The organism is Flavobacterium limi (assembly GCF_010645075.1).
In the GTDB taxonomy this organism is placed as follows: Bacteria; Bacteroidota; Bacteroidia; order Flavobacteriales; family Flavobacteriaceae; genus Flavobacterium; species Flavobacterium limi.
Window position 1 is genome coordinate 238,944 of the sequence record NZ_JAADZV010000009.1, and the last position, 20,497, is coordinate 259,440.

The 20,497-nt window shown below is 34.1% G+C and carries 17 protein-coding genes; 6 read left to right on the plus strand and 11 right to left on the minus strand.

What is annotated here, in order from left to right; all coding sequences use genetic code 11:
- Positions 1–75: 75 nt before the first annotated feature.
- Positions 76–708, minus strand: a complete 633-nt coding sequence (locus tag GXM16_RS18145; RefSeq protein WP_163395912.1) for a response regulator — start codon at positions 706–708, stop codon at positions 76–78.
- Complete coding sequence (locus GXM16_RS18150; protein WP_163395913.1) at positions 705–2,360, minus strand: sensor histidine kinase; 1,656 nt, start codon at positions 2,358–2,360, stop codon at positions 705–707. The genes GXM16_RS18145 and GXM16_RS18150 overlap by 4 nt, the downstream gene beginning before the upstream one ends.
- A gap of 195 nt (positions 2,361–2,555) precedes the next feature.
- Here GXM16_RS18150 and GXM16_RS18155 point away from each other — a divergent pair, with 195 nt between their 5' ends.
- Complete coding sequence (locus GXM16_RS18155) at positions 2,556–3,014, plus strand: RNA methyltransferase (protein ID WP_163395914.1); 459 nt, start codon at positions 2,556–2,558, stop codon at positions 3,012–3,014.
- A 245-nt stretch (positions 3,015–3,259) separates the two neighbouring features.
- Here GXM16_RS18155 and GXM16_RS18160 read toward each other — a convergent pair whose 3' ends face one another.
- On the minus strand, positions 3,260–4,153 hold the full coding sequence (locus tag GXM16_RS18160; protein WP_163395915.1) for a LysR family transcriptional regulator: 894 nt from the start codon (positions 4,151–4,153) through the stop codon (positions 3,260–3,262).
- 112 nt (positions 4,154–4,265) lie between these two features.
- On the opposite strand from GXM16_RS18160, the gene GXM16_RS18165 reads away from it, so the two are divergent.
- Positions 4,266–4,886 (plus strand): FMN-dependent NADH-azoreductase, encoded by a 621-nt coding sequence (locus tag GXM16_RS18165; protein ID WP_163395916.1) that lies wholly within the window; start codon positions 4,266–4,268, stop codon positions 4,884–4,886.
- A gap of 272 nt (positions 4,887–5,158) precedes the next feature.
- Here the strand turns inward: GXM16_RS18165 and GXM16_RS18170 are convergent, their stop codons facing one another.
- Genes GXM16_RS18170 through GXM16_RS18180 form a run of 3 tightly spaced genes read right to left on the minus strand, consistent with a single transcriptional unit; the run spans position 5,159 to position 6,670 of the window.
- A complete protein-coding gene (locus GXM16_RS18170; protein ID WP_163395917.1) occupies positions 5,159–5,797 on the minus strand; it encodes a hypothetical protein in 639 nt (212 codons plus the stop codon).
- Positions 5,794–5,970, minus strand: coding sequence for a hypothetical protein (locus tag GXM16_RS18175; RefSeq protein WP_163395918.1), 177 nt, complete (start codon positions 5,968–5,970; stop codon positions 5,794–5,796). Before GXM16_RS18175 ends, GXM16_RS18170 begins: the two co-directional genes overlap by 4 nt.
- Entirely contained in the window at positions 5,960–6,670 is a 711-nt protein-coding gene (locus GXM16_RS18180; RefSeq protein WP_163395919.1) for a hypothetical protein, read from the minus strand. Before GXM16_RS18180 ends, GXM16_RS18175 begins: the two co-directional genes overlap by 11 nt.
- 205 nt (positions 6,671–6,875) lie before the next feature.
- On the opposite strand from GXM16_RS18180, the gene GXM16_RS18185 reads away from it, so the two are divergent.
- Positions 6,876–7,037: a hypothetical protein gene (locus GXM16_RS18185; RefSeq protein WP_163395920.1), complete on the plus strand. Its 162-nt coding sequence runs from the start codon at positions 6,876–6,878 to the stop codon at positions 7,035–7,037.
- A gap of 23 nt (positions 7,038–7,060) precedes the next feature.
- On the opposite strand, the gene GXM16_RS18190 is transcribed toward GXM16_RS18185, so the two are convergent.
- The 4 genes from GXM16_RS18190 to GXM16_RS18205 all read right to left on the minus strand — a co-directional run bounded on the left by GXM16_RS18190 (position 7,061) and on the right by GXM16_RS18205 (position 13,721).
- Positions 7,061–8,830: a RagB/SusD family nutrient uptake outer membrane protein gene (locus GXM16_RS18190; protein ID WP_163395921.1), complete on the minus strand. Its 1,770-nt coding sequence runs from the start codon at positions 8,828–8,830 to the stop codon at positions 7,061–7,063.
- Between the two features lie 5 nt (positions 8,831–8,835).
- Entirely contained in the window at positions 8,836–12,114 is a 3,279-nt protein-coding gene (locus GXM16_RS18195; protein ID WP_163395922.1) for a SusC/RagA family TonB-linked outer membrane protein, read from the minus strand.
- A 75-nt stretch (positions 12,115–12,189) separates the two neighbouring features.
- Positions 12,190–13,113 carry a FecR family protein gene (locus GXM16_RS18200; RefSeq protein WP_163395923.1) on the minus strand — a complete coding sequence of 308 codons (924 nt, stop codon included), beginning with the start codon at positions 13,111–13,113 and terminating at the stop codon, positions 12,190–12,192.
- Between the two features lie 83 nt (positions 13,114–13,196).
- Positions 13,197–13,721, minus strand: coding sequence for an RNA polymerase sigma-70 factor (locus GXM16_RS18205; RefSeq protein ID WP_163395924.1), 525 nt, complete (start codon positions 13,719–13,721; stop codon positions 13,197–13,199).
- Positions 13,722–14,182: 461 nt separating this feature from the next.
- On the opposite strand from GXM16_RS18205, the gene GXM16_RS18210 reads away from it, so the two are divergent.
- Positions 14,183–15,244 (plus strand): phosphatidylinositol-specific phospholipase C1-like protein, encoded by a 1,062-nt coding sequence (locus tag GXM16_RS18210; RefSeq protein ID WP_163395925.1) that lies wholly within the window; start codon positions 14,183–14,185, stop codon positions 15,242–15,244.
- Between the two features lie 116 nt (positions 15,245–15,360).
- Here GXM16_RS18210 and GXM16_RS18215 read toward each other — a convergent pair whose 3' ends face one another.
- Complete coding sequence (locus GXM16_RS18215) at positions 15,361–17,310, minus strand: metallophosphoesterase family protein (RefSeq protein WP_163395926.1); 1,950 nt, start codon at positions 17,308–17,310, stop codon at positions 15,361–15,363.
- 413 nt (positions 17,311–17,723) lie between these two features.
- On the opposite strand from GXM16_RS18215, the gene GXM16_RS18220 reads away from it, so the two are divergent.
- Together GXM16_RS18220 and GXM16_RS18225 are read left to right on the plus strand one after the other, a co-directional pair.
- Complete coding sequence (locus tag GXM16_RS18220; RefSeq protein ID WP_163395927.1) at positions 17,724–19,025, plus strand: hypothetical protein; 1,302 nt, start codon at positions 17,724–17,726, stop codon at positions 19,023–19,025.
- A 658-nt stretch (positions 19,026–19,683) separates the two neighbouring features.
- Positions 19,684–20,472, plus strand: coding sequence for an SDR family NAD(P)-dependent oxidoreductase (locus tag GXM16_RS18225; RefSeq protein ID WP_163395928.1), 789 nt, complete (start codon positions 19,684–19,686; stop codon positions 20,470–20,472).
- The last annotated feature ends 25 nt before the right edge of the window (positions 20,473–20,497 follow it).

The following is a 20,497-nucleotide window of genomic DNA, read 5'->3' on the forward strand; positions in this document are numbered from 1 at the left end:
ATAGGTTTTTAGGATTATGTGAATCTACTCAATCTGTATCCGTATTTATACGGATACTATTTTTGTTAAAATGTGTTATATTAAATTCATTTTTGCTGCTTTTTTAATAAGTTCGGCTGTATTTTTTACTTCTAATTTTTTTAAAACATTGGCACGATGGGTTTCTATTGTGCGTGAACTGACAAACAGTTTTTCCGCAATTTCTTTAGTGGTTAAACCCTTGGCAATTAACCCTAAAACTTCGGTTTCCTTATTAGACAAAACATTTTCACTGATGCTTTGTGCCGACATAAAGTTGATCATTTTTTCAGAAATTTCAGCGCTGAAATATTTTTTCCCGTTAGCCACACTTCTTATCGCAAGGATTAATTCGGCTTCATCTGTATTTTTCAAAAGGTAGCCGTAAGCTCCCATTTTAGCGCATTTTGCAATGTAATTACCATCATTGTGCATCGAAATCACGATAGGCCTGATATCAGAATTTAAAGTTTTTAATTCTTTCAAGACCTGAAAACCATCCATGTTTGGCATTGTAATGTCGAGCAATACAATATCAGCCTCAAATTTGGTGTTTATAAGCTCCATAAATTCAACGCCATCCCCAACGCTTTTAACTATTTTTAGATCGTCATGCTTTCTTAGTAGCTCAGCAAGTCCTTTTCGGAAAAGCTCATGATCGTCCGCTATTATTAATTTGATTTCGTTCATAATTCTATAGGTAATTCAATTTCAAAGGTTGTATTTCCGGGAGCTGCATTGATGGTAATAGTACCATTGCAAATTTCTACACGTTCTTTGATGTTACTAATTCCTAAACCCAATTTAACCGTGCTGATATCAAACCCAATTCCATCATCAAAATAAAAAAGTGAGATAAAATCATCAAACTCTGAAAGTGTAATCCGAATATTTTTTGCATCTGCATGTTTTAATGAATTATTAATAAGTTCCTGGGTTATTCTAAAAAGATTAATCGCCTGATGGTTGGTGATATTAGAACTTTCCTGTTGGGTTAAATCTTCATATTCAATCTTTACAGTTGTCGATTTTTTCAGGCTTTCAATAAAATTGGTTAAGGTAACTCCAATTCCAAAATCATCTATTGAAGCGGGCATCAAGGCATTTGACATCAGTCTTATTTCAGAAATGGTATCATCCACTATTTTTTTCATTTCTGCTTTCTTCTCTTCATTTTTAACCCTGTTTTCGATGTAGTGTTTCAAAGAGGTTAAATACGGGCCTACTCCATCATGGAGTTCCCGCGAAAGTCTGCGCCTTTCATCTTCCATACCGTTTACCAACAACCGTTTTGACAGTATTCTGGTATTTTCTTCATTATTTCTAAACTCTATAAGCTTATCTCTCATCGCCAAAAGGCTTTTCCCCAGCAGATCATTAGAACTTTTAGGCTTAAAATCGGAATGCAAATTCATTTTGCCAATATCATCAGAGAATTTTACGGCACCCTGCAAAGAAGCTTTCAAACTTGCCAGGGCATCAAACATTTCCTTTATTTCCTTTGAATTTTTTATAAATTCATTGGTTTGGTTATAGTCTCCTTGTGCCATAATCCGGAGACTTTTTTGCATATTTTTAATTGGGTTGGTAATAAATCTTGTCAGAAAAAGAGAAAGCATTACGGCCAGCAAAAAAATAGCTAGCGTCAAACCGACTAGTCTTTCCTTCAGTTCTTTCAGCGGGAGCGTAACCTCATCAACATCTATTTCAGACAGAATAACCATTTTTAAGTTTCCGACCACTATGAGACTGTACACACTATACACATCAATACCCCTGTAATCTTCAAAAACACCTCTGCCGTTTATTCCTTTAAAAGCATTGGTCACCCCTTTTGTTTTAACAGATATGTTGTAAGGGATTTTATTGGGATAAAAACGGGACTGAGAACGCATTCGGAAATCTTGTCCCACAAGATAAGACTCGCCACTATCCCCCATTCCGGTACGTTCAAGGAGTATTTGTTTGATTTTGTTGTAATCTAATACTTTAATTATTGTACCTCTTTTTGAATTGGAGATGAACCCTATTGTGGTTTTTTTAGCAGCCTGATAAGGGGTAAAATCGTGAATTCCATTGCTGTTTTTAATACTGTCCGGAAGTTTTAATAAGGTAGTATCAATTTTTTGGCTGTAAAATTCGGAAGCCTCAAACCGCTCCCATTCTGATTTTAATAAATGTTCAATCTGGTTTTGCTTGAGTGTTTTAATAGAATTTAACTGAAGTAAAATACGATCGTTTAAAACGTTTGAAAACTGCTTGTATGAAGAAAAAGACAATAAAGCAATTACCAGCGCAATTAAACTATTAATGATGATCAGTATTAATGTTTTGATGTTCATTAAAATCTATTTTTTAATTTATGTAAATATACAAATGCTAAATTTAGATTTCATGAAATATCGTGTCAGTTAGTGGAAACTTTTACAGAAAAACAGCGTGTGTAATTTATTAAATTCAGATTATACTACCGTTCTTAAATCGCTTTTCATTTAACAAAAATTGATTTATCTGTTTTACAGTTGTACTTTTGCGGTATGAATGACAATTTTGTAAATGAATACTTTGGTATAGGCATCCAGAATGGCAAAACTCCTGAAAATTTAGGTGTTTTGTGGCGATCGGCTCAGAATTTAGGAGCTACTTTTATATTTACAATAGGCAACCGATATGCCAAACAAGCCTGTGATACCCATGATGCAGTTAAGGCAATTCCGTATTTTCACTATGATACTTTTGAAGCTTTTTTCGAAAATCTGCCTAAAGGAGCGCGACTGGTGGGTGTTGAATTAAATGAAAAAGCTTCCGATTTAGAAACCTTTGAGCATCCAAGACGCTGTGTCTATTTATTAGGGGCAGAAGATCATGGCTTACCTAAAAAGGCAATGGAAAAATGCCATCATTTAGTAAAATTCAAATCCGAAAAAAGCTTAAACGTCGCCGTAGCTGGAACAATTGTTATGTATGACAGGAATCTGGCTAAGCCTAGATCATAAATCCAATCATTATTTCAACTCTTTAAGCGATGCATTACCAAGATTTTTTGACACTTTTCAGAATTGTGATACGATTTTAAAATACGCAAAGTTTGAAGAAGACTATTCGTAGAGAGAATTGTCTGCTAAAGAAGAACAAGTATTAATAAGCTTTGAAAAAATTTTAAGTTTCAAAATAGGAGATAAATGTTTTTAAAAATTTAGTATTACTCAAACGAATATTAGTTGTGTTCTTAAAAACCAATTTAATAAGGTGCTAAATTAGCTTTTTTCATCTTTTCTATAAAAAGGTTGATTTCTTTCAGGTTATTGTTCTTCAGCTTAAATGAATAAAATAATTTTTGCTCTATTATTTCAGAAGACTTAATAGGTGTTTTAATTAATTTTTTGTCTAATCCTTCATCACATAAATGTTTAGGAACTATACCAAACCCACTATTATTTTTTAAAGTTTCTATTATGTCCAGATAAGAGGGTAAAATATATCTTGGAACTATTCTGGGATTAGTATTAAATCTGGAATCCCAGAACTTTTTTATATCATTTTGGTTATTGTCATAGGTAAACCAGGTTTGCTTTTGTAACCATGCGATGAATTGGGTATCATTTTTTTCAATATTCTCTGGAATAACAATAGAATTGGAGCAAATTAATTCTAACTCTTCAGTCTTTAAGTACGTGAATTGATGGTCGTAAGTATCGTGTTTTTTTATTCCGGCCAATAATTGAATTTTTTCCGTTTCAAGAGCTTCAATCAATTCTTTTTCAGTTCCAAATTGGGTCACTATATACATGTCAAAAGTATAAATGTGATGTATTAATTCTTTCCTAAAAAAGTCTGAGGTACAACCAATTGTTATTGCAGATCGTTGTTTTTTTGTTCTTTGACCTGAATAATATTCTACTTTTTCTAATTCACTTAATGGATTATTAATTTGTGAATATAAAAATTTCCCATATTCGGTAGGTGCTAATTTCCTGGTAGTTCTTTCAAATAATTTTTTCCCTATATGGCTTTCCAGGGCAGATAAATGTTTACTAACTCCGGGTTGGGTCATATTTAATTTCTGTGAAGCTTCTGTTATATTTTTACATTCATATATAGCGCTGAAAGTTCTCAGCCATTCCAAATTAATCATAACATATATTATAAATAGGTAAACAAAAATAATTAAAATTATCAATGTGTTGATTCTATATTTGTAAAAAAATCACAAATGCATTAGTAATAACCTATTTAAAAAAAATAAAATGACAAAAACATTAGTAATAAACTATTCACCCAGAAAAGGCTCTTACACCCAAATTTTATTTGATGCGTTTGTGGAACTGGCAAAAGGAAAAACAGAAATAAAACATTTAGATTTAACTGAAACTCCACCAGACTTATTATTAGAGAAAAATTTGAATTTAATAATGGAATGGAATATGGGTAAAAGAGACTTTTCAGAAACAGAACTCTTAACGCTCTCTAATCATCATAAACTTATAGATGAACTTCTTGCAGTTGATAATATTGTATTGGCTTTTCCTATTTACAATTTTACAATGCCTGCAACAGTAAAGGCCTGGATAGATGCTATTGTCGTTAGTGATAAGACATTTTCTTTTAGCCCTGAAACAGGCTTTAGCGGTCTTTGTAAAGATAAAAAAGCTTTATCAATAGTAGTTAGCGGATTCGATTATAATAATTCCGACAATATTAAGGAATTTGCTTCATCTACCATAAAACAAAATTTTGATTTTATGGGTATCTCTTCAGAACAGATTTCAGCTTTTGGGGTTGACCAAAACAGAGACCAATTAGATTCAATTCTTGAAAATGCGAAATTGGAAATAAAAACTTTGATCGATAGATGGTTTCCCAATTAATACAATCTTAAAAATACAATTTTTGAGATTGCTGTGAAGTATTTTCCTTTGTGCAACAGTTGCTAATATTTTAGTTTTTTCTATAACTCTTTAAACGTATAGCTTACGAAGATATCTCCGTTAAAAGTCGGGAGACTTTTGATGCTTTTAAGGATTTAAATATCATTTTAAAATTACGCAAAGTCCGAAAAAAGACTTTGCGTAGCGGGGAATATGTAAAAATAAAAACTAGCAATCGCTACAAACTGCTGTTACCAGCAGTTATTGAAAATCTAAATGTTCTCAGGAACAAATATGATTTCTTTATCTTCATGCCATTCGTCAATTCCTTTGAAATGATTGAGTGCAATGATAAGACTTAAGTTCTCATTCAATCTTATTTGTTGGGCAACTATTAAATGTCCTTCTAATATACTTGGGGGAAGTGAAAATGTTCCTATTGGACTTATGAAAAGCTCTATATAAAGACGAGTTGTTGCAACATCATTTGCGGTATCAATTATAAAAGGTTTTGACCCTCCTGAATCTAATTTTTTATTATATAATTCATAGTTCAATACTGGTTTTGTTATAATTGCAAAAAACCGAGTTAATTCTGTGATCTCATCTTTTAGTTTCCATGTAGAATGATCTTCGTAGATAGGAGATTCATTCGGCGCTAGCTTTTTAAGGTGAACTTTTCCGCTTTCATGATATGAATATTTTGCTTCAGTTTTTTTCGCAAACTCTAAAGTTTCTGGGATTGATATTTGGCCTTCATTAGGTGTCGAAAATGTGACAGAAGTATTTTCTACAGCAGTTTTTGAACCCGGACCCCAATACAAATCTTTCTCTTTAAGCTCGAACCAATAAAATCTTCTATACTCTGATTCTCCAGTTTTAAACAAAATTCTAATTCTTGTTGCTTTCATGATAGTTTTGAATAATTGCTGGTAACGTTCTGGTACCACAGCGGGTTTGGGACTAAATTAAGCCCTATCTTCGGATTTGCCAAAACTTCCAAATACAAACCAATTTTTCCATTAGCCAAATTCCCAAATTGCTTGTAGCATGTGTTGTAGGATGTTTTTTTATTAAGTTTCATTTTTTGTCATATGCTCCCAAACTTTTTGGTTAAACCATCTTCTAGGATTTGTGAAAAAAGTTGGCTTCTTCGTTTTAATTATTCTTGGTTTATCTTCTAATAATTCTCCATCAAAATTTAATACATATTCGTTAGATTCAAAATCGAAAAGCTTAATTTTATCTTCTTCAATATTCACCTCGCTTTTACCTTCTAAATTAACCCAAATATCTCGTCCACCATATTCCCATTTTATGTTTCCATTTTTATCGATGCGAAAAATTCGATGTTCACCTCTCAATAATATATCATTTTCTAAATCATAAAATTCAAATAATTCTGTAGTATCAGGTCTTAAAATCCAATCAATTTCGATCTCGTTTAGATTTAACGACAAAATTGTAAAACCTAAACTCATAATTAAATTATTTTCATTTAGTTTTATCGATTGACTCTTATGATTCTCTGTTGATTTATGAAGATAGAATCCTCCATCTAAACCACTTATTTCAAGACTTTTATAAATTTCAGAATCCCGTTTTTGAATGTTGACAAATAATGAATTTGATTTATATTTATTTTGTAATTCAATTACTTTTATAATTTCGGATTTTTTGTTTTCAGAGTTTGTTTTAGAATATGAAATCTCTACATTCCAAATTTCATTTGAAATGTTTAAATTTTGATTTTCAAAAAACTCTAATAATTCCGATGATTCCATTTTGTTTCTTTTTAACTTTCTGTTCTTCAAAATATCCTACAACTTATATATATGTCTGACAATATCCGACTTATACACCTTAAATTAGATAGTTATGTCTGACAAATATCAGCCTTAGTAAGTTTTCAAATATATTTATTATTTCTTACAAATTATCAAAAGGCTTTTTTATTTGTTTGATGTTAAATACTACACTCTTCTTCTTATGAAAACCGCTGCCCTAGCCCAGATGGAAGCGGTATCTCCCGCTTTAGAAAAACAAGGCTTTTTTGCCGTAGTTTTTGTTAGCGGGAATATAGCGGACAGCTGGAACAAGCTCCTCATTAAAAAACAAAAGCCTGTCTCTTTCGAAACAGGCATTTTGTAAAAAAAACAAACTAACACACTGACTTATTTATATCCTTCGTTTTGGTCTAAATCTTTTGCATCTATAACCGTTTGCGGAATCGGGAAAAATCTTCTGTACGGTTCTGTAACCGGTTTTGCAGTTCCGGCCAAGTCAAACTTTCCGAAACGCATACTTTGTGGTCTTCTTTGCAGTTCCCAGTACAATTCGAAACCTAATTCTTTATACAATTGCGCTGCGTCTAAAGTGGTAAGTACTTTTCCGGGAGCATTAGCGAATAAGGATTCCCTGTGTCTGCTGGTTCGCAATTTATTTAAATCGATCATCGCTAAACCTGTGCTTCCTTTTCTGAAATAAGCCTCGGCTCTCATGGCATAAATTCCTCCTAAACGGAATAACGGAATATCAACATTACTGTTACCGTTTCCTCCTTCAGGATCAAATTCATATTTAAAAATTCGGGCTCCCTGATTGATTTCGTTTTGGGCAAAAACAGATTCAAGCGGTTTTGTAAAAGTTAATGATGGTGTAAAATCCATTCTTGTAGCGGCACTTTTTTCCATATACAAAGGCGAAACTTTGATACGGTTTCCTGTCATTTCAAGAGAAGCCGAAGTCAATAATTTTGGACCATACTGAGGACCTGCCTGGATTCCTCTGTTGAAGTGGAACCATGGAGTTGGAGGAGTGCTGTTAGGCACAAAATCTGTTGCAGGTACACTTACATCTGTACCGTCATTCATAAACCATGTTCCATCTGCATATTGGTAATGCTGGTGAAATCTCGGATCATCATGATTCCCATCCCAGGTAGCATAAAATTCCGGAGTGGTACAAGCGGCATTGGTCCCTCTATTCAGGGCAGATGCTCTCTGGTTACGCTCTACACATACATATGCAAAACTGTTTGAGCCGTTGCGAATACCATCTATTTTTTGAGAAATGGCAAAAATCAGCTCTTTACCATTGTTATTATCTCTTGCAAAGTTTTTAAAATAATCACTTTCTAAAGAAAATTTTCCAGAATCAATCAACAATGAAGTATAATAAATAACACGATCCATATCGGTTCCTGAACCTGAAACAGCTGCTTCATTAAAATTGAAGTTTGAAGTGGCATTGTAACGGTCTTTAAAAACCGCACGGTTTAAATACATCGTACTTAAAAAAGCGTAGGCAGCCTGTTTTGTAAATCTTCCGTGGTGTGTACGTTCTGTACCAAAATCAGCTAAATCCGGTATTAAAGCTTCTACTTCGGTAATTAATTTATCAATCTGCGTATCCGCTTTAAAAACCTGCAAAGGTGCTTTCAGAATCATCGGATCTTTGTATGGTGCCTGTCCGTACAAATCTAAGGTGTGATAGGTGTAAAATGCTAAAAGTGCTTTGGCTTCGGCTAAAAATATCGTTTTTTCAGGAATCGTACTTTCTTCAATAGCTTTAATTGCAGTAAGAGAACGTGTAATTCCGTTGGTCAGTAAATTCCAGTTATCCACAACAATGGCATTGTTGGAAGTCCAGGTGAATTCATGCATATCTCTCCATTTTCCACCGTCTCCCCAGTCACTTCCGCGGGTTGGCAAAATCGCTTCGTCTGTCGTGTATTCCTGTAGTGAAAAAACACCTCCATGATCTGTAAATGTTCTGTCACCTAATCTGTCATAAGCCGCAGCTAGTGCTCCTGCTGGATCTGATGCCTCGCCTCCTAATACTTCATCCAATACCACCTCATCCAAATCGGTACAGCTGGTAAAGAGAAAAATAAAAGAGAAAAGTGTTATAATTTTTAAACTGAATATCGTTTTTGTCTTCATGATGATTATAATTTTAAAGTTGCACCAAAACTGAAGGTTCTGGAAGTTGGATAACTGGCGTAATCAATACCGATAGATTGATTTCCTCCATTTGATTTAGGAGTATTTATTAAAGGATCATATCCTGAATAATTGGTAATCGTAAGCAGGTTCTGACCTGTTACATAAAGTGTCAGTCCGTTTATCCAGGTTAGGTTTTTCAGATTAAAATCATACCCTAAACGAGCTGTGTTTAATCTGATAAAATCTGATTTTTCAAGGAAAAGCGATGATAAAACCGGAGAGTTGGCAGAATTTGCTCCGGACTCATAATACTGTGTCGCTACGTTTCTGTCTGAAGCAAGGTTGTTAATATTTAAAGCATTCAGCCCTGTATTATTAAACAAATACCCTCCTGTCTGGCCAATGATAGAGAATGAAAAACTGAAGTTTTTGTATTTCATATCACTGTTAAGTCCGTAATAGAAAGTTGGCAAAGCTCCTTCAAAAATAACACGGTCGCTGTTGTCAATTTTCCCATCTCCGTTCTGGTCTTCAAAAATATCATTCCCGTCAGCATCAAAACCGATATGTTTTCTCATATAAAATGATCCGGCAGAGTAACCGTTTTTATAAATATTCGCATTTACGCCGGATTGTCCAGGTCCGGAAACAGTTCCGGTTAAGATTTCTGAAACCGGTAAATCTTCTATTTTATTTCGTAATGAAGCACCGTTTACATCCACATTCCATGTAAAATCTTTAGAATCGATTATTTTTGAACCCAACATAATCTCAATACCTTTGTTGATGATTTTACCATCTTTAATATTCGTCCAGATTGTTGTGGTCGGGCTCAATACCGGTGCAGGAACATTTAAGATCGCATCTGTTGTTGTTTTAGTAAAATAATCAACCGTTCCGTACAATTTATCGTTCCATAAACTAAAATCTGTTCCTACGTTAAATTGCGTCACTACCTCCCATTTTAAATCAGGATTGGCTGTTCTTACTACAGAAATTCCGTTTACGAGATTCAAATCATCATACAGGTAATATCCATCCGGTCCTGCTAACGAATAACTTGCTTTTGTCAGTTTGTTCTCTACTTCCTGATTTCCGGTTTGTCCCCAGCTTGTTCTCAGTTTTAGGTTGCTGATAGCAGTAGCGTTTTCAAGGAAACTTTCTTTAGAGATATTCCATCCCAAAGCAAATGACGGGAAGTAACCGTATTTGTTGTTTTCTCCAAAACGAGTCGAACCGTCTGCTCTCATCGAAGCCGTTAAAAGGTATTTATCATTAAACGTATAATTAAGTCTTCCAAAATAAGACTGCAGCTCGTTTTCCTGAGCATAACCTGTTACTACCGGTTTTTCTCCTTTAGTTCCCGGATTCAGTGATGGTTTTACCCCAACTCCCTTAGCATTAATATTTTCGATAGTAAAATTGGTCCCTGCTCTTTCAAATTTCTGGTAAGAGAAACCACCCAAAGCTTCAATTTTATGCTTGTCTAAATTGAGGTTGTAAGTCAGGTAATGCTCTATAAGTGAGTTTTTAGAATCCAGATTGCTCTGAGCGTATCTTCCTGTTGAGTTTAAATCGGTGTTGTTTGGATAAATCGTAGTATTTCTTTCAGCTGTAGAACGGTCAATACCTATGTTTAATTTATATTCTAATCCGTCGATAATTCTAAAAGAAGTTTCTAAGTTCCCTAACACTCTCAATGTACGTGTTTCATCCTCGTAAATGCTTAAAAGATAAGCCGGATTGTAATGCGCGTTTTTATTAAAATTCGTATAATTTCCATTGGCATCAAAAACAGGCCTTGTTGGATTTGCCATTAAAGTATGCACAATCAATTGTCCGTTTGAACCACCGTCATCACTTGTTGGAACTCCGTTGTCTTTGGTCTCGCTAGCAGTAAGGTTCAGTTTTAATTTTAAACGTTTGTTGTCTAAAAAGGATTCCGCAGCGTTAATTCTACCCGTAAGACGTTTGAAATTACTGTTGTTGATAATTCCTTCCTGATCCATATGCGCTACAGAAGCATAATAATTTCCTGAAGCTGTTTGTCTTGCAAAAGAAAGTGCGTTGTTGGTCGTAATTGCCGTTCTGTAAATTACATCCTGCCAGTCTGTGTTTCCTCCATAATCAAAAGCAGGATCTTTTATCGCTTTTCTATATTCATCTGCACTTAAAACATCTAATTTATTGGCTACAGTTGCAATTCCTACATACGAATCAAAAGTCATAGTTCCCTCGCCTTTTGCTCCTTTTTTAGTGGTAACAAGGATAACCCCGTTAGAACCTCTGGCTCCATAGATAGCAGCTGCCGAAGCATCTTTTAAAACGGTAATCGACTCGATATCACTTGTATTCAAAAAGTTCAGTGGATTTTTTGCAGCAGATGCCCCAAAACCAACATTCGTCCCTGCCGGACTTACATCATCATTTGACAAAGGCAGACCATCTACAACGAATAAAGGTGTACTACCGCTTCTGATAGACCCAACTCCTCTAATCGTGACATTTACTCCTGCTCCAGGCTCTCCGCTTGAATTCACCACACGTACGCCCGCAACTTTTCCCTGAATTAAATTGTCTACCGATACGTTTACCCCTTGTTTAAAATTCGCTGCTTCCAATTGTGTTACTGCTCCAGTCACATCTTTTTTAGACTGTTTTCCATAACCTACTACCAATACTTCGCTCAATTCTGATGTATTTGGTTCTAATTGAATCATCATGAAACTTTTTTGAACTGCAGCAGTTTTCATTTTATAACCCAAATATGAAACCTCAAGGTTACTGCCTTCCTGAACGCTAATCTCGAATTCTCCGTCAAAATTACTTATCGAAGAATTCTTAGTAGTTGCTTCCAAAATGGTTACACCAGGCATTGGCACACCATTTTCGTCAACAATTTTTCCTTTTACTTTAATTTTTTCCTGTCCGGATGTAGCTTTTGCAATTGTTTTCTTAATTAAAACCAGCTTTCCGTTGATATTATAATTAAAATTAGCTTCTTTAGAAAGATCGCTTAAAATCACTGCTACAGATTCATTGCCATAATTTACTGCATAAACTGAATTATCAGCAATAATGGCTTGTCCGTAGCTAAATTTATAGCCGGTTTGCTGACTAAGTTTTGAAAAAATAGAAACTAATGTTGCTTTTTCTATTTTATTTTCTACATTTGATTTTTTAAGAACAGTGGTACTGTAACCGCCGTGAACAGTCATTAGTGCCAGAGCTAAAAAGAAAGTTCTCTTTAGAAAATTTAAATTGATTCGTTTAAAATACATGATTTAAGTTATTGGTTTTCGATACTTAATTATTAATCGCAGTTGTTCTCAGCAACTGCTTTTTTTTTTTAGATTTTAGTTCACTTTTACTGTCTTGTCATACACATTAAAGTTTAGGTTTGTGATATAATTTATTTGTTGCAAAACGCTTTCAAGCGAGGCATTCTTTTCGATGAATACCGTTATCGGAGCTGTTAAAACCGATTTGTTTTCGAATTGAAATGTTACGCCGTATTTGTATTGTAAAATGGTAACAACCTGCTGAAGTGTAGCTTCGTTTAAAGTAACATCTGAAGCATACCAGTTAATCAGCAATGATTTATCGACCTGAAGCCTGGTTAATTTTTCGCCTGAAAACAATGCTTTTTCATAAGGAACCAAGTCTATGCTTTGCCCTTTTGAAGTAACATTTACTTTTCCCGTTACCACAATCACCTCACATTTTGATTTTGATAACTGAATGTGAAATGAAGTTCCTAAAACCCTTGTTTTAATTTCTCCTGAGGTAATAATAAAAGGATGATTTTTGTCCTTAGCCACTTCAAAAAATGCATTTCCTTTTAACAGGGAAACGTTTCTTTGGTCTCCTTCAAATTTTTCAGGATATCGAAATAATGAGTTTGCTGCCAGATAAATTTTCGAGCCATCACTTAATTTGATAGACTTGGGGACATCTGATGTTTTGAATGTGAGTTGCTTTTCATGGGCAACACCTGGTCTGAATAAAAATCCCAAACCAACAAGAAAAAAAATACTGGCAGCAGCTATATATTTTAAGTACGGTTTGAAGGTTTTCTTTTCCCCTATTCGAAATTGAATTCCTTCGTATATATTTTGGGAAACCTCCTGAGGATTCCCCATTGAAATGTTATCCCATTTTGATTCCTGATATTCGTATAAAGCAAAATCAGTAAGCAGATTTTCTTCTGTTTCAGATGCTTTATTACGCAGGCTTTTATCGATAAGATATTCTAAACTATGTTTTATTCTTTTTACCATAATACTTATTGTTACCTATAAGTACCGGAAATCTAAAATCGTACTATCGGGAAATATTATGAAAACATGAACAGAAAGTTATTTTAAAATTTTTGATGTAAAATGATGTATGGCGCAAGCCATGCCAGGTCTTTCAAGCCTGCACGCAATTGTTTCAACCCTGACGATATTTGATTTTTAACCGTTTGTTTCGATATTCCGAGTTCATCCGCAATTTGATCAATCGTCATATTCTGCATTTTGTACATCAGTAAAACTTCTTTTCTTTTTTCGGGAAGCTTATCTAATAATGAATACAGCAAATCCATCACATCCGGATCAATCGTCGCAAAATGATCAATGACATAATCTTCGAATTTGTCTTCCAGAATCGTTTTGTCAAATCTGTTATTCTGGTAATGTTTAAAAACCTGATTTTTTACGGCCCGGAATAAATAAGGCTCGATGGCGGTTATTTCAACCTCACTTTTTCTTTCCCATAAGTCAACAAAAACATCCTGAACAATGTTCTGTGACAAGTCGTTATCCTGAGTCATCGTATAGGAAAAAGCAGTTAATTTTTTCCAGTATTGGGTATACGTTTTTTCAAAAATTTCAGGATTATTCATAGATTATCGAAGTGGTATTTTATGATGTAAAATAATAAAATGTAATACCAATGCTTTTTTCCTGAAGGTTATCTTTAAATTAAGGAATCCCTCGTCTTGCTTTATTAATACTACTTTTTCAAAAGAAAAATCACAGCCTGTTTGTGATTTCTTTTTCTTAATCTAACACAAAAATCATATATTGGATTTAATTTAGTACATCTCAAAAATGACAAAGTTCACCTGTCTCGTCAATATCTTATGTTAAGGATTCGTCAGTTCGAGTTGAGTAATAATTTGCGATAGAAAATGATTACGAAGTATCGAGAACCTTTGTGTACTTAAAGCTTCTCGATACAATTTTATATATTAAAGCTATCGCATTAATGTATAAAATCACTCGAAGTGACGGCTAAAACTGATCAATTTATTGACATTGGTCTCACTACCACTTTATTTATTAATTCCTATTAAAAAAAATTATGAAACGAATTCTGTTTACATTTTTAATTACCGCAGCTGTAACTTACACTTCAACTGCACAAAGCGATGATTTAAAAATCAATCAACTTCAGGTTATTGGCTCACACAACAGTTACAGACAGGCTATCGAAACTGACTTATACAATGCCATTCAGGCAAAGGATACTTCACGTTCACTAAAAGGTTTACAATACACTCATATCAGCATTACAGACCAGTTAAATAAAGGCTTGAGAAATCTTGAAATTGATGTTCAGGCTGATTCCAAAGGCGGAAAATATACGCATCCAAAAGGTCTGGATATTGCAAAATCTGATAAAGCTTATGACCCAAATGGCGAAATGAAGAAACCTGGGTTTAAAGTTTTCCATATGATTGATATCGATTTTAGAACCTCTTGTTACACGTTTCAAAATTGTCTTGCTGAATTAAAAAAATGGTCTGATGCCAATCCGGATCACGTTCCGGTTTTTATTACGCTGGAGCCAAAAGATGATGATAGTTATTTAGGCACAAAAGCAGAGAAATTTACCCCCGAATTGTTCGACGCTTTAGACAAAGAACTTCGTAAAGTTTTAGGAAATAAGTTAATCACACCAGACATGGTACGTGGAAAATACAAAACGCTCGAAGAAGCGGTTTTGAACAACAACTGGCCAACCCTTAAAAAATCAAAAGGTAAATTTTTGTTTATTTTAGATAATAACGGAGCCAAAAGAGATTTATATGCTTTAAATCATCCCTCATTAAAAGGCCGTGCCGTTTTTATTAATGCCGAGCCCGGAAAACCGGAAGCCGCGACTTTATTCCGCAATAATTCTGAAGATCCAACGATTACGGATTTAGTCAAAAAAGGATACTTCATCAGAACCAGAGCCGATTCTGACACCAAAGAAGCCCGTGCTAATGATTATTCGCATTTTGAAGCTGCTAAAAAATCCGGAGCACAAATCATCACAACGGATTATTATTTACCAAGTACTTTTTTTGATTCTCCATACCAGATAAAATATGATGACGGGACTTATTTGAGAGCTAATCCTGTTAATGGAGGGAAATAAGTTTTTTTGTTTCAGGTTTCCGGTTCTCGCCGGACTTGAAACCTGAAACAAAATTTTCACACAAAGGATGACAAAAATGAGAGAATCTGTTTGAAAAACTCTCTTCCTTGTAAACCTTAGCGATCTTTGCGGTTAATTTCACCCGTTTTCAAATCAACCATAAAATGATCCGCAGGAACTTCGTGCATGAATTTATTGAAGATGATAAAGAATAGTCTCATCTGTTTTTGCAAAGGAGTTTCTTTATAAGTATTTTCTAAAAACAGCTTTGAGATTACTTTATATTGTTTTGCTCTTTCTATCCCAACATCGGCAAAAGCCAGTTCATCGGCGCTTCTGAAACGATTAAAATCGATTAAAAGATCATAGCCTGTCCAGTTGAAATTTTTCTTTTTCAACTTATTTTCATTCATGATTTTTTCTGATTTAACTTCGGCTTCTGACCATTCTTTTTGAAACTGGGATTTATTTTTAAGAATAAAATTAAAATCCTGATCTGATTCGATATTGGCAAAAACCAATAACTCTTTCGCAGAAACATTCATAATAAAATCTTTAAAACCTTCAGGCCAGTCATCTTTTAAAAAGCGAAGGCGAACCAGTTCTTTCAGATGAAAATCGGTAAAATCATGGTAATTTTTGGTTTCTAAAATGGCTTTGTTCCAAATATCTTTTGACTTCTGACTTTCTAAGAACTGATATTCCATTTTGTACAAATCGAAAAGCTCATCATAACCTTTTACTTTATCAATTATAATTGTTTGGATATCTACTAAATTGTCTTTTTGGATCGTCAGTAATTTATACGCCGGAATATAAGCAGCCAATGAAGGCGTCTGGATATTGACCAGGGTGTTTCCTTTTGCCGTCGTGCGAATTCCGGTATCGTTGATGTGCATATGTCCGCCAAAATGAATTTTCAGCCCGGCATCTGCAAAAACCTGCGCTACTTCTTCAACCGGAACACGGTTCAATTGCCATTTATTTGGCCCCAATAATTCTTTTATTTCTGCAGAAGCATCATCATTAAAATCAATCATCGGGAAATGACTAAAAGCAATCAAAATTTTGCCTTGTTCTTTTGCTTGCGCCGAAATAGCTTCGACCCATTTTATTAAATGTTTTTTGTTTGAAAGCACATTGTTGTAACCCGTACTGGCTTCCGGATAATTTTTAGGATCTTTCGGATCTGCAGGTGCATTTTTCTTCGGAATATAAACATTGCCGTCAATAGCCATCAGCCAAAGCCCTTCAATTGGTTCAACCACATAACTTACATCAGGAACTTCATAACCCGGTGCAACATCATAAACCCTTTTAGATAATACAGCTTCTTGCAAAGCCTTGTCATAGCTGTAATTCTGACTGGTATAAGTTGAAAAAGGCGTTGCCCAGAATTTGTATTTTTTATCCGGATAAAAACCAAAATGCTGTAAACCATTTGTGATTCCTAAATATCCCATTTTTGCAATATCAGTCGTTATTACAACGGGATTTTCGGTAGCTAAATTCGGCAGATACATGCCGCCTTTACTGAAAACAGGCTGGCTTTTTCCGTCTTTTCCTAAAAAGTCTTCTTTACCGGATTCCTGAGCAAAAGGCCCAACGGGATCATGATTTCCGGTTGTGATGAAAAATTCAATACCATATTTTTTTTGATAACGATTCAGGATTTCTTCTAATCCGCGAACGTGAATAGGCTGTCCATCATCAGTATAATCGCCCGGAAGCGCTACATATTTAATCTTTCGCTTTGCGATATCACCAAGAGCGGCAATAAAGGCAAAATAATTTTCATTAAAAATTCGGGTAGAATGCAATTGCGAAGCCATTGTTCTCAATAAAGTATATTTCCCTGTTTTCGGGTTCAAAATACCCTGGTAATCGCTATCTGAAAATTTCCCAAACAAATCCTGCAAGTGTACATCGGATAAAAAAGCAATCTGAACGCCATCTGTTTTTGACTGTTTTTGTGCTGAAACATTGCCAGTAAGGAAAATCAAAAAAAGAATTAAAAAACAAATAGAATTATCATTTCTATATGAAGATGTATTTTTCAAAATCATAGGTTAATCTTTTGTAAATTGGTTTTTATCTGACTAGATAATCTTCTTCAAAATAAGCTGCAATTTTATAGATTTAAACCCTAAATTCATTTATCATATTGTTATGGAATGATAAAATATTAGATTCCGCAACATTACTTTATTAAACTCAAAATTTACGAATTAACGGGTGATTTCAATCTTTACGATCATTTATTACTGAATGGATATCTGGATTACTTTTAAGAATCTGTCCTTTATAGGGTTGTCATGATTTCCATCATAATAATCTATTTTTTTCTTCTACACTTTGACTTTATTTTCCCTCATACTTTTGTATGATATTTGATTTTTTACCTAAAATAATCCATTTGCCCGATTGTAAAGTGATTACTCTCCAAATAGTTTTGCTTCAAAATTATAACTAAAAAAAAATGAAAAAGCAAAGTTTATTTACACTCGCATTGGTAATTATGATTAGTACAAATCTGTTTGCACAATACGATTCCCTCATCACGAAACCCAAAAAAGAACGTTTAGAATTTGCCAAGATGTATTTTGAAGGCGGTGGTATTTATACCGCATCTTTTGATGGAAAAAAATTAAATGATAATAATCAGATCACTCCCTTCAAACATTCAGCTGCTATCAATTCTTATCTTACCTGGGGTGCATTTCACTTTTGGGGACATACAGAATTATATGTGACATTTCCTCTTAGTCAGCTAACATTAAATAAAAATGATCAGACAGACTACCAGATTTCGCATTCCGTATCAACCGGGGCAAGAATTTATCCGTGGGCTATGAAAGAGAAAAAACTGAGACCATATATTGGTTTTAACTGGGGAGCGTTAGACTTTAAGCAAAAAATAAAACCCAATAAGAACCAACCCGTACTTTCAAAGGACTTTATGTTAAACTATGATCTGGGACTGATGTACAATTATGACAATTTTGGATTTCGGTTCTCTGTAAACTACTTTCCGGATACAAAATGGGAATATCCTGTCAGTAAAACACAAATGGCTGAAATTAAAACACCACCGTTGACTTTTCAGGTTGGATTACTTTATACTTATGAGACATCAAAAGAAAATACAAAAGAAGAAATCGAAAAGTGGAACAGCTTCCCTACTGTGTCTCCGTTGTCTTACGGAGCTGCAAAATTCGGAGACTTTTTTATCGGGGCAGGACCTTCTCTTAGCTTCTCACTCCAAAAATCAGATTATAATAAAAGTCAATTCCCTTATTTAAAACAGAAGCTTACCTCTAGTAATTACTTTGATATATCAGTTGGTTATCAATTCAATAAGGCTAATTTTTTCACTGCTTTATCTTTTAGAAATCCCAAATTTGAAACTGAAGGATTTGGAGACAAACAAACCATTAAAAAGACATCGTTTGCACTTGAGATAAATAAATACCTGACTGATTACACTGGTTTCGCTCCTTACATAGGTGTAAATTTAGCCTACGACAAATTAAAATACGAAGAGACTAAAGATGGTATTAAAAAGAGAGTTGCATTTTCCGGTCAATTTGAACCGGGAATTACAATGGGATGGGATATTGTGCCAGGCAAAACAGACGAGGTAATCGTGCTGCGAACTAATCTGCGATGGTATCCATTTTCTGAATTTGAAATGGGTAATAAGAAAATTAACTTCAGTCAATTGGAATATAATTTAATTCAATTAGTATTTTATCCTGAAAGACTAAAAAAAAAGCAGTAAGAAATCAAAGATCAATTCAAAATAATATAAAATACTATTTGCCAAGATCAATAATTAAGAAAATCGAAAAAAAATACTCAGAAGGATTTTATGATTCTGAACTGTTTATGTTGATCAAAAAACTCAATTTACTGATATTAAAACAGATATATCCCGTATTTCGGCAATCCATGCTGGAAAAATTAAAAAGTATTTTTTTTGAAAGAATTGATGTAGAGTTTGAATTTTTAGGAAATCCCTAATAAAAAATTATGAAAAGAAACTGTAAACTAAAAATCAACCTATTGCACTTTATATATAGAATCATCCCATTCATAGTTATAAACCTATTGTATGACGAATTTGATTGCGAAAAGCTGAAGTTTCGAAAAACAGGATTGACCACAATCTGTATACTCCTATTGGCTTTTTCAGTTTACATTCTGGTGAGGGACTACTGCAATAATCCTGAAAAATGAAAGGGCTGTAAAAGCGTTGTACCATTAAATGCTTTGAGGTATTCAATTGTAGAACACCTCAAAACATTTTATTTTTGATGATTGTTTCTAAGTTGATATGTTATAGAAAAAAGTTTTAGAGAATAAGCATTTTACCTTTATTTGATGCGTTACTATATAAGAATTAATTAATCTTTATATTTGAAGCTCAAATTAATAAAATGAGCGAAAAAACAAAACCGTATGCCTTAATTACCGGTGCCAGCAAAGGTATTGGAAAATCTATTGCTTACGAATTGGCAAAAAAGGGTTATCCGCTATTGCTTGTTGCAAGAAGCGAAGAGGAATTAAAAACACTATCTGACAACCTTCAGGCTAAATACGGCATCAATACTCCATTTTTATCGATTGATCTTTCGATAAATGATGCATCACTAAAAGTAACCGACTGGATAAAAACCAATAACTATCCGGTTGGCATTTTAGTAAACAATGCCGGTTACGGTGTGTGGGGCGATTTTAGCAAGTCTGCCCTAACCGATCAGCTTGGCATGATGCAGCTTAACATGAATGTGGTGGTAGAACTTTCACATTTATTAGTACCCATACTTTCACAGGAAAAAGAAGCCTACATTTTAAATATATCGAGTACTGCAGCTTATCAGGCTGTCCCTACACTGGCTGTTTATTCGGCTACAAAGGCTTTTGTTTTATCATTTACCCGTGCCCTGCGTTTTGAACTTTCCCAAACTTCAATTTCAGTAACCTGTTTTAGTCCGGGTCCGGTTGCTACAGGTTTTGCATCAAGAGCTGGTTTAGACGCTCTTAACAAAATGGCTGAAAAGTTTAACATGCAGCCTGATGAAGTAGCAAAAATGGCTGTAAAAGCAATGTTCAGCAAAAAATCAGAGGTTATTCCGGGTTTTACAAATATCATTTCAGTTTACGCGAATCGTATACTACCCAAGGCTTTCATCGAAAAAACGGCAGCGGGAATTTATAAGATTTAATTTTTTTTCAAAAAAATGAAAAAAA

Excerpts from the sequence above, each read along its gene's own strand:
- GXM16_RS18145 (WP_163395912.1), bottom strand. The coding sequence starts at position 708 with ATGAACGAAATCAAATTAATAATAGCGGACGATCATGAGCTTTTCCGA.
- GXM16_RS18150 (WP_163395913.1), bottom strand. The coding sequence starts at position 2,360 with ATGAACATCAAAACATTAATACTGATCATCATTAATAGTTTAATTGCG.
- GXM16_RS18155 (WP_163395914.1), top strand. The coding sequence starts at position 2,556 with ATGAATGACAATTTTGTAAATGAATACTTTGGTATAGGCATCCAGAAT.
- GXM16_RS18160 (WP_163395915.1), bottom strand. The coding sequence starts at position 4,153 with ATGATTAATTTGGAATGGCTGAGAACTTTCAGCGCTATATATGAATGT.
- GXM16_RS18165 (WP_163395916.1), top strand. The coding sequence starts at position 4,266 with ATGACAAAAACATTAGTAATAAACTATTCACCCAGAAAAGGCTCTTAC.
- GXM16_RS18170 (WP_163395917.1), bottom strand. The coding sequence starts at position 5,797 with ATGAAAGCAACAAGAATTAGAATTTTGTTTAAAACTGGAGAATCAGAG.
- GXM16_RS18175 (WP_163395918.1), bottom strand. The coding sequence starts at position 5,970 with ATGAAACTTAATAAAAAAACATCCTACAACACATGCTACAAGCAATTT.
- GXM16_RS18180 (WP_163395919.1), bottom strand. The coding sequence starts at position 6,670 with ATGGAATCATCGGAATTATTAGAGTTTTTTGAAAATCAAAATTTAAAC.
- GXM16_RS18185 (WP_163395920.1), top strand. The coding sequence starts at position 6,876 with ATGAAAACCGCTGCCCTAGCCCAGATGGAAGCGGTATCTCCCGCTTTA.
- GXM16_RS18190 (WP_163395921.1), bottom strand. The coding sequence starts at position 8,830 with ATGAAGACAAAAACGATATTCAGTTTAAAAATTATAACACTTTTCTCT.
- GXM16_RS18195 (WP_163395922.1), bottom strand. The coding sequence starts at position 12,114 with ATGTATTTTAAACGAATCAATTTAAATTTTCTAAAGAGAACTTTCTTT.
- GXM16_RS18200 (WP_163395923.1), bottom strand. The coding sequence starts at position 13,113 with ATGGTAAAAAGAATAAAACATAGTTTAGAATATCTTATCGATAAAAGC.
- GXM16_RS18205 (WP_163395924.1), bottom strand. The coding sequence starts at position 13,721 with ATGAATAATCCTGAAATTTTTGAAAAAACGTATACCCAATACTGGAAA.
- GXM16_RS18210 (WP_163395925.1), top strand. The coding sequence starts at position 14,183 with ATGAAACGAATTCTGTTTACATTTTTAATTACCGCAGCTGTAACTTAC.
- GXM16_RS18215 (WP_163395926.1), bottom strand. The coding sequence starts at position 17,310 with ATGATTTTGAAAAATACATCTTCATATAGAAATGATAATTCTATTTGT.
- GXM16_RS18220 (WP_163395927.1), top strand. The coding sequence starts at position 17,724 with ATGAAAAAGCAAAGTTTATTTACACTCGCATTGGTAATTATGATTAGT.
- GXM16_RS18225 (WP_163395928.1), top strand. The coding sequence starts at position 19,684 with ATGAGCGAAAAAACAAAACCGTATGCCTTAATTACCGGTGCCAGCAAA.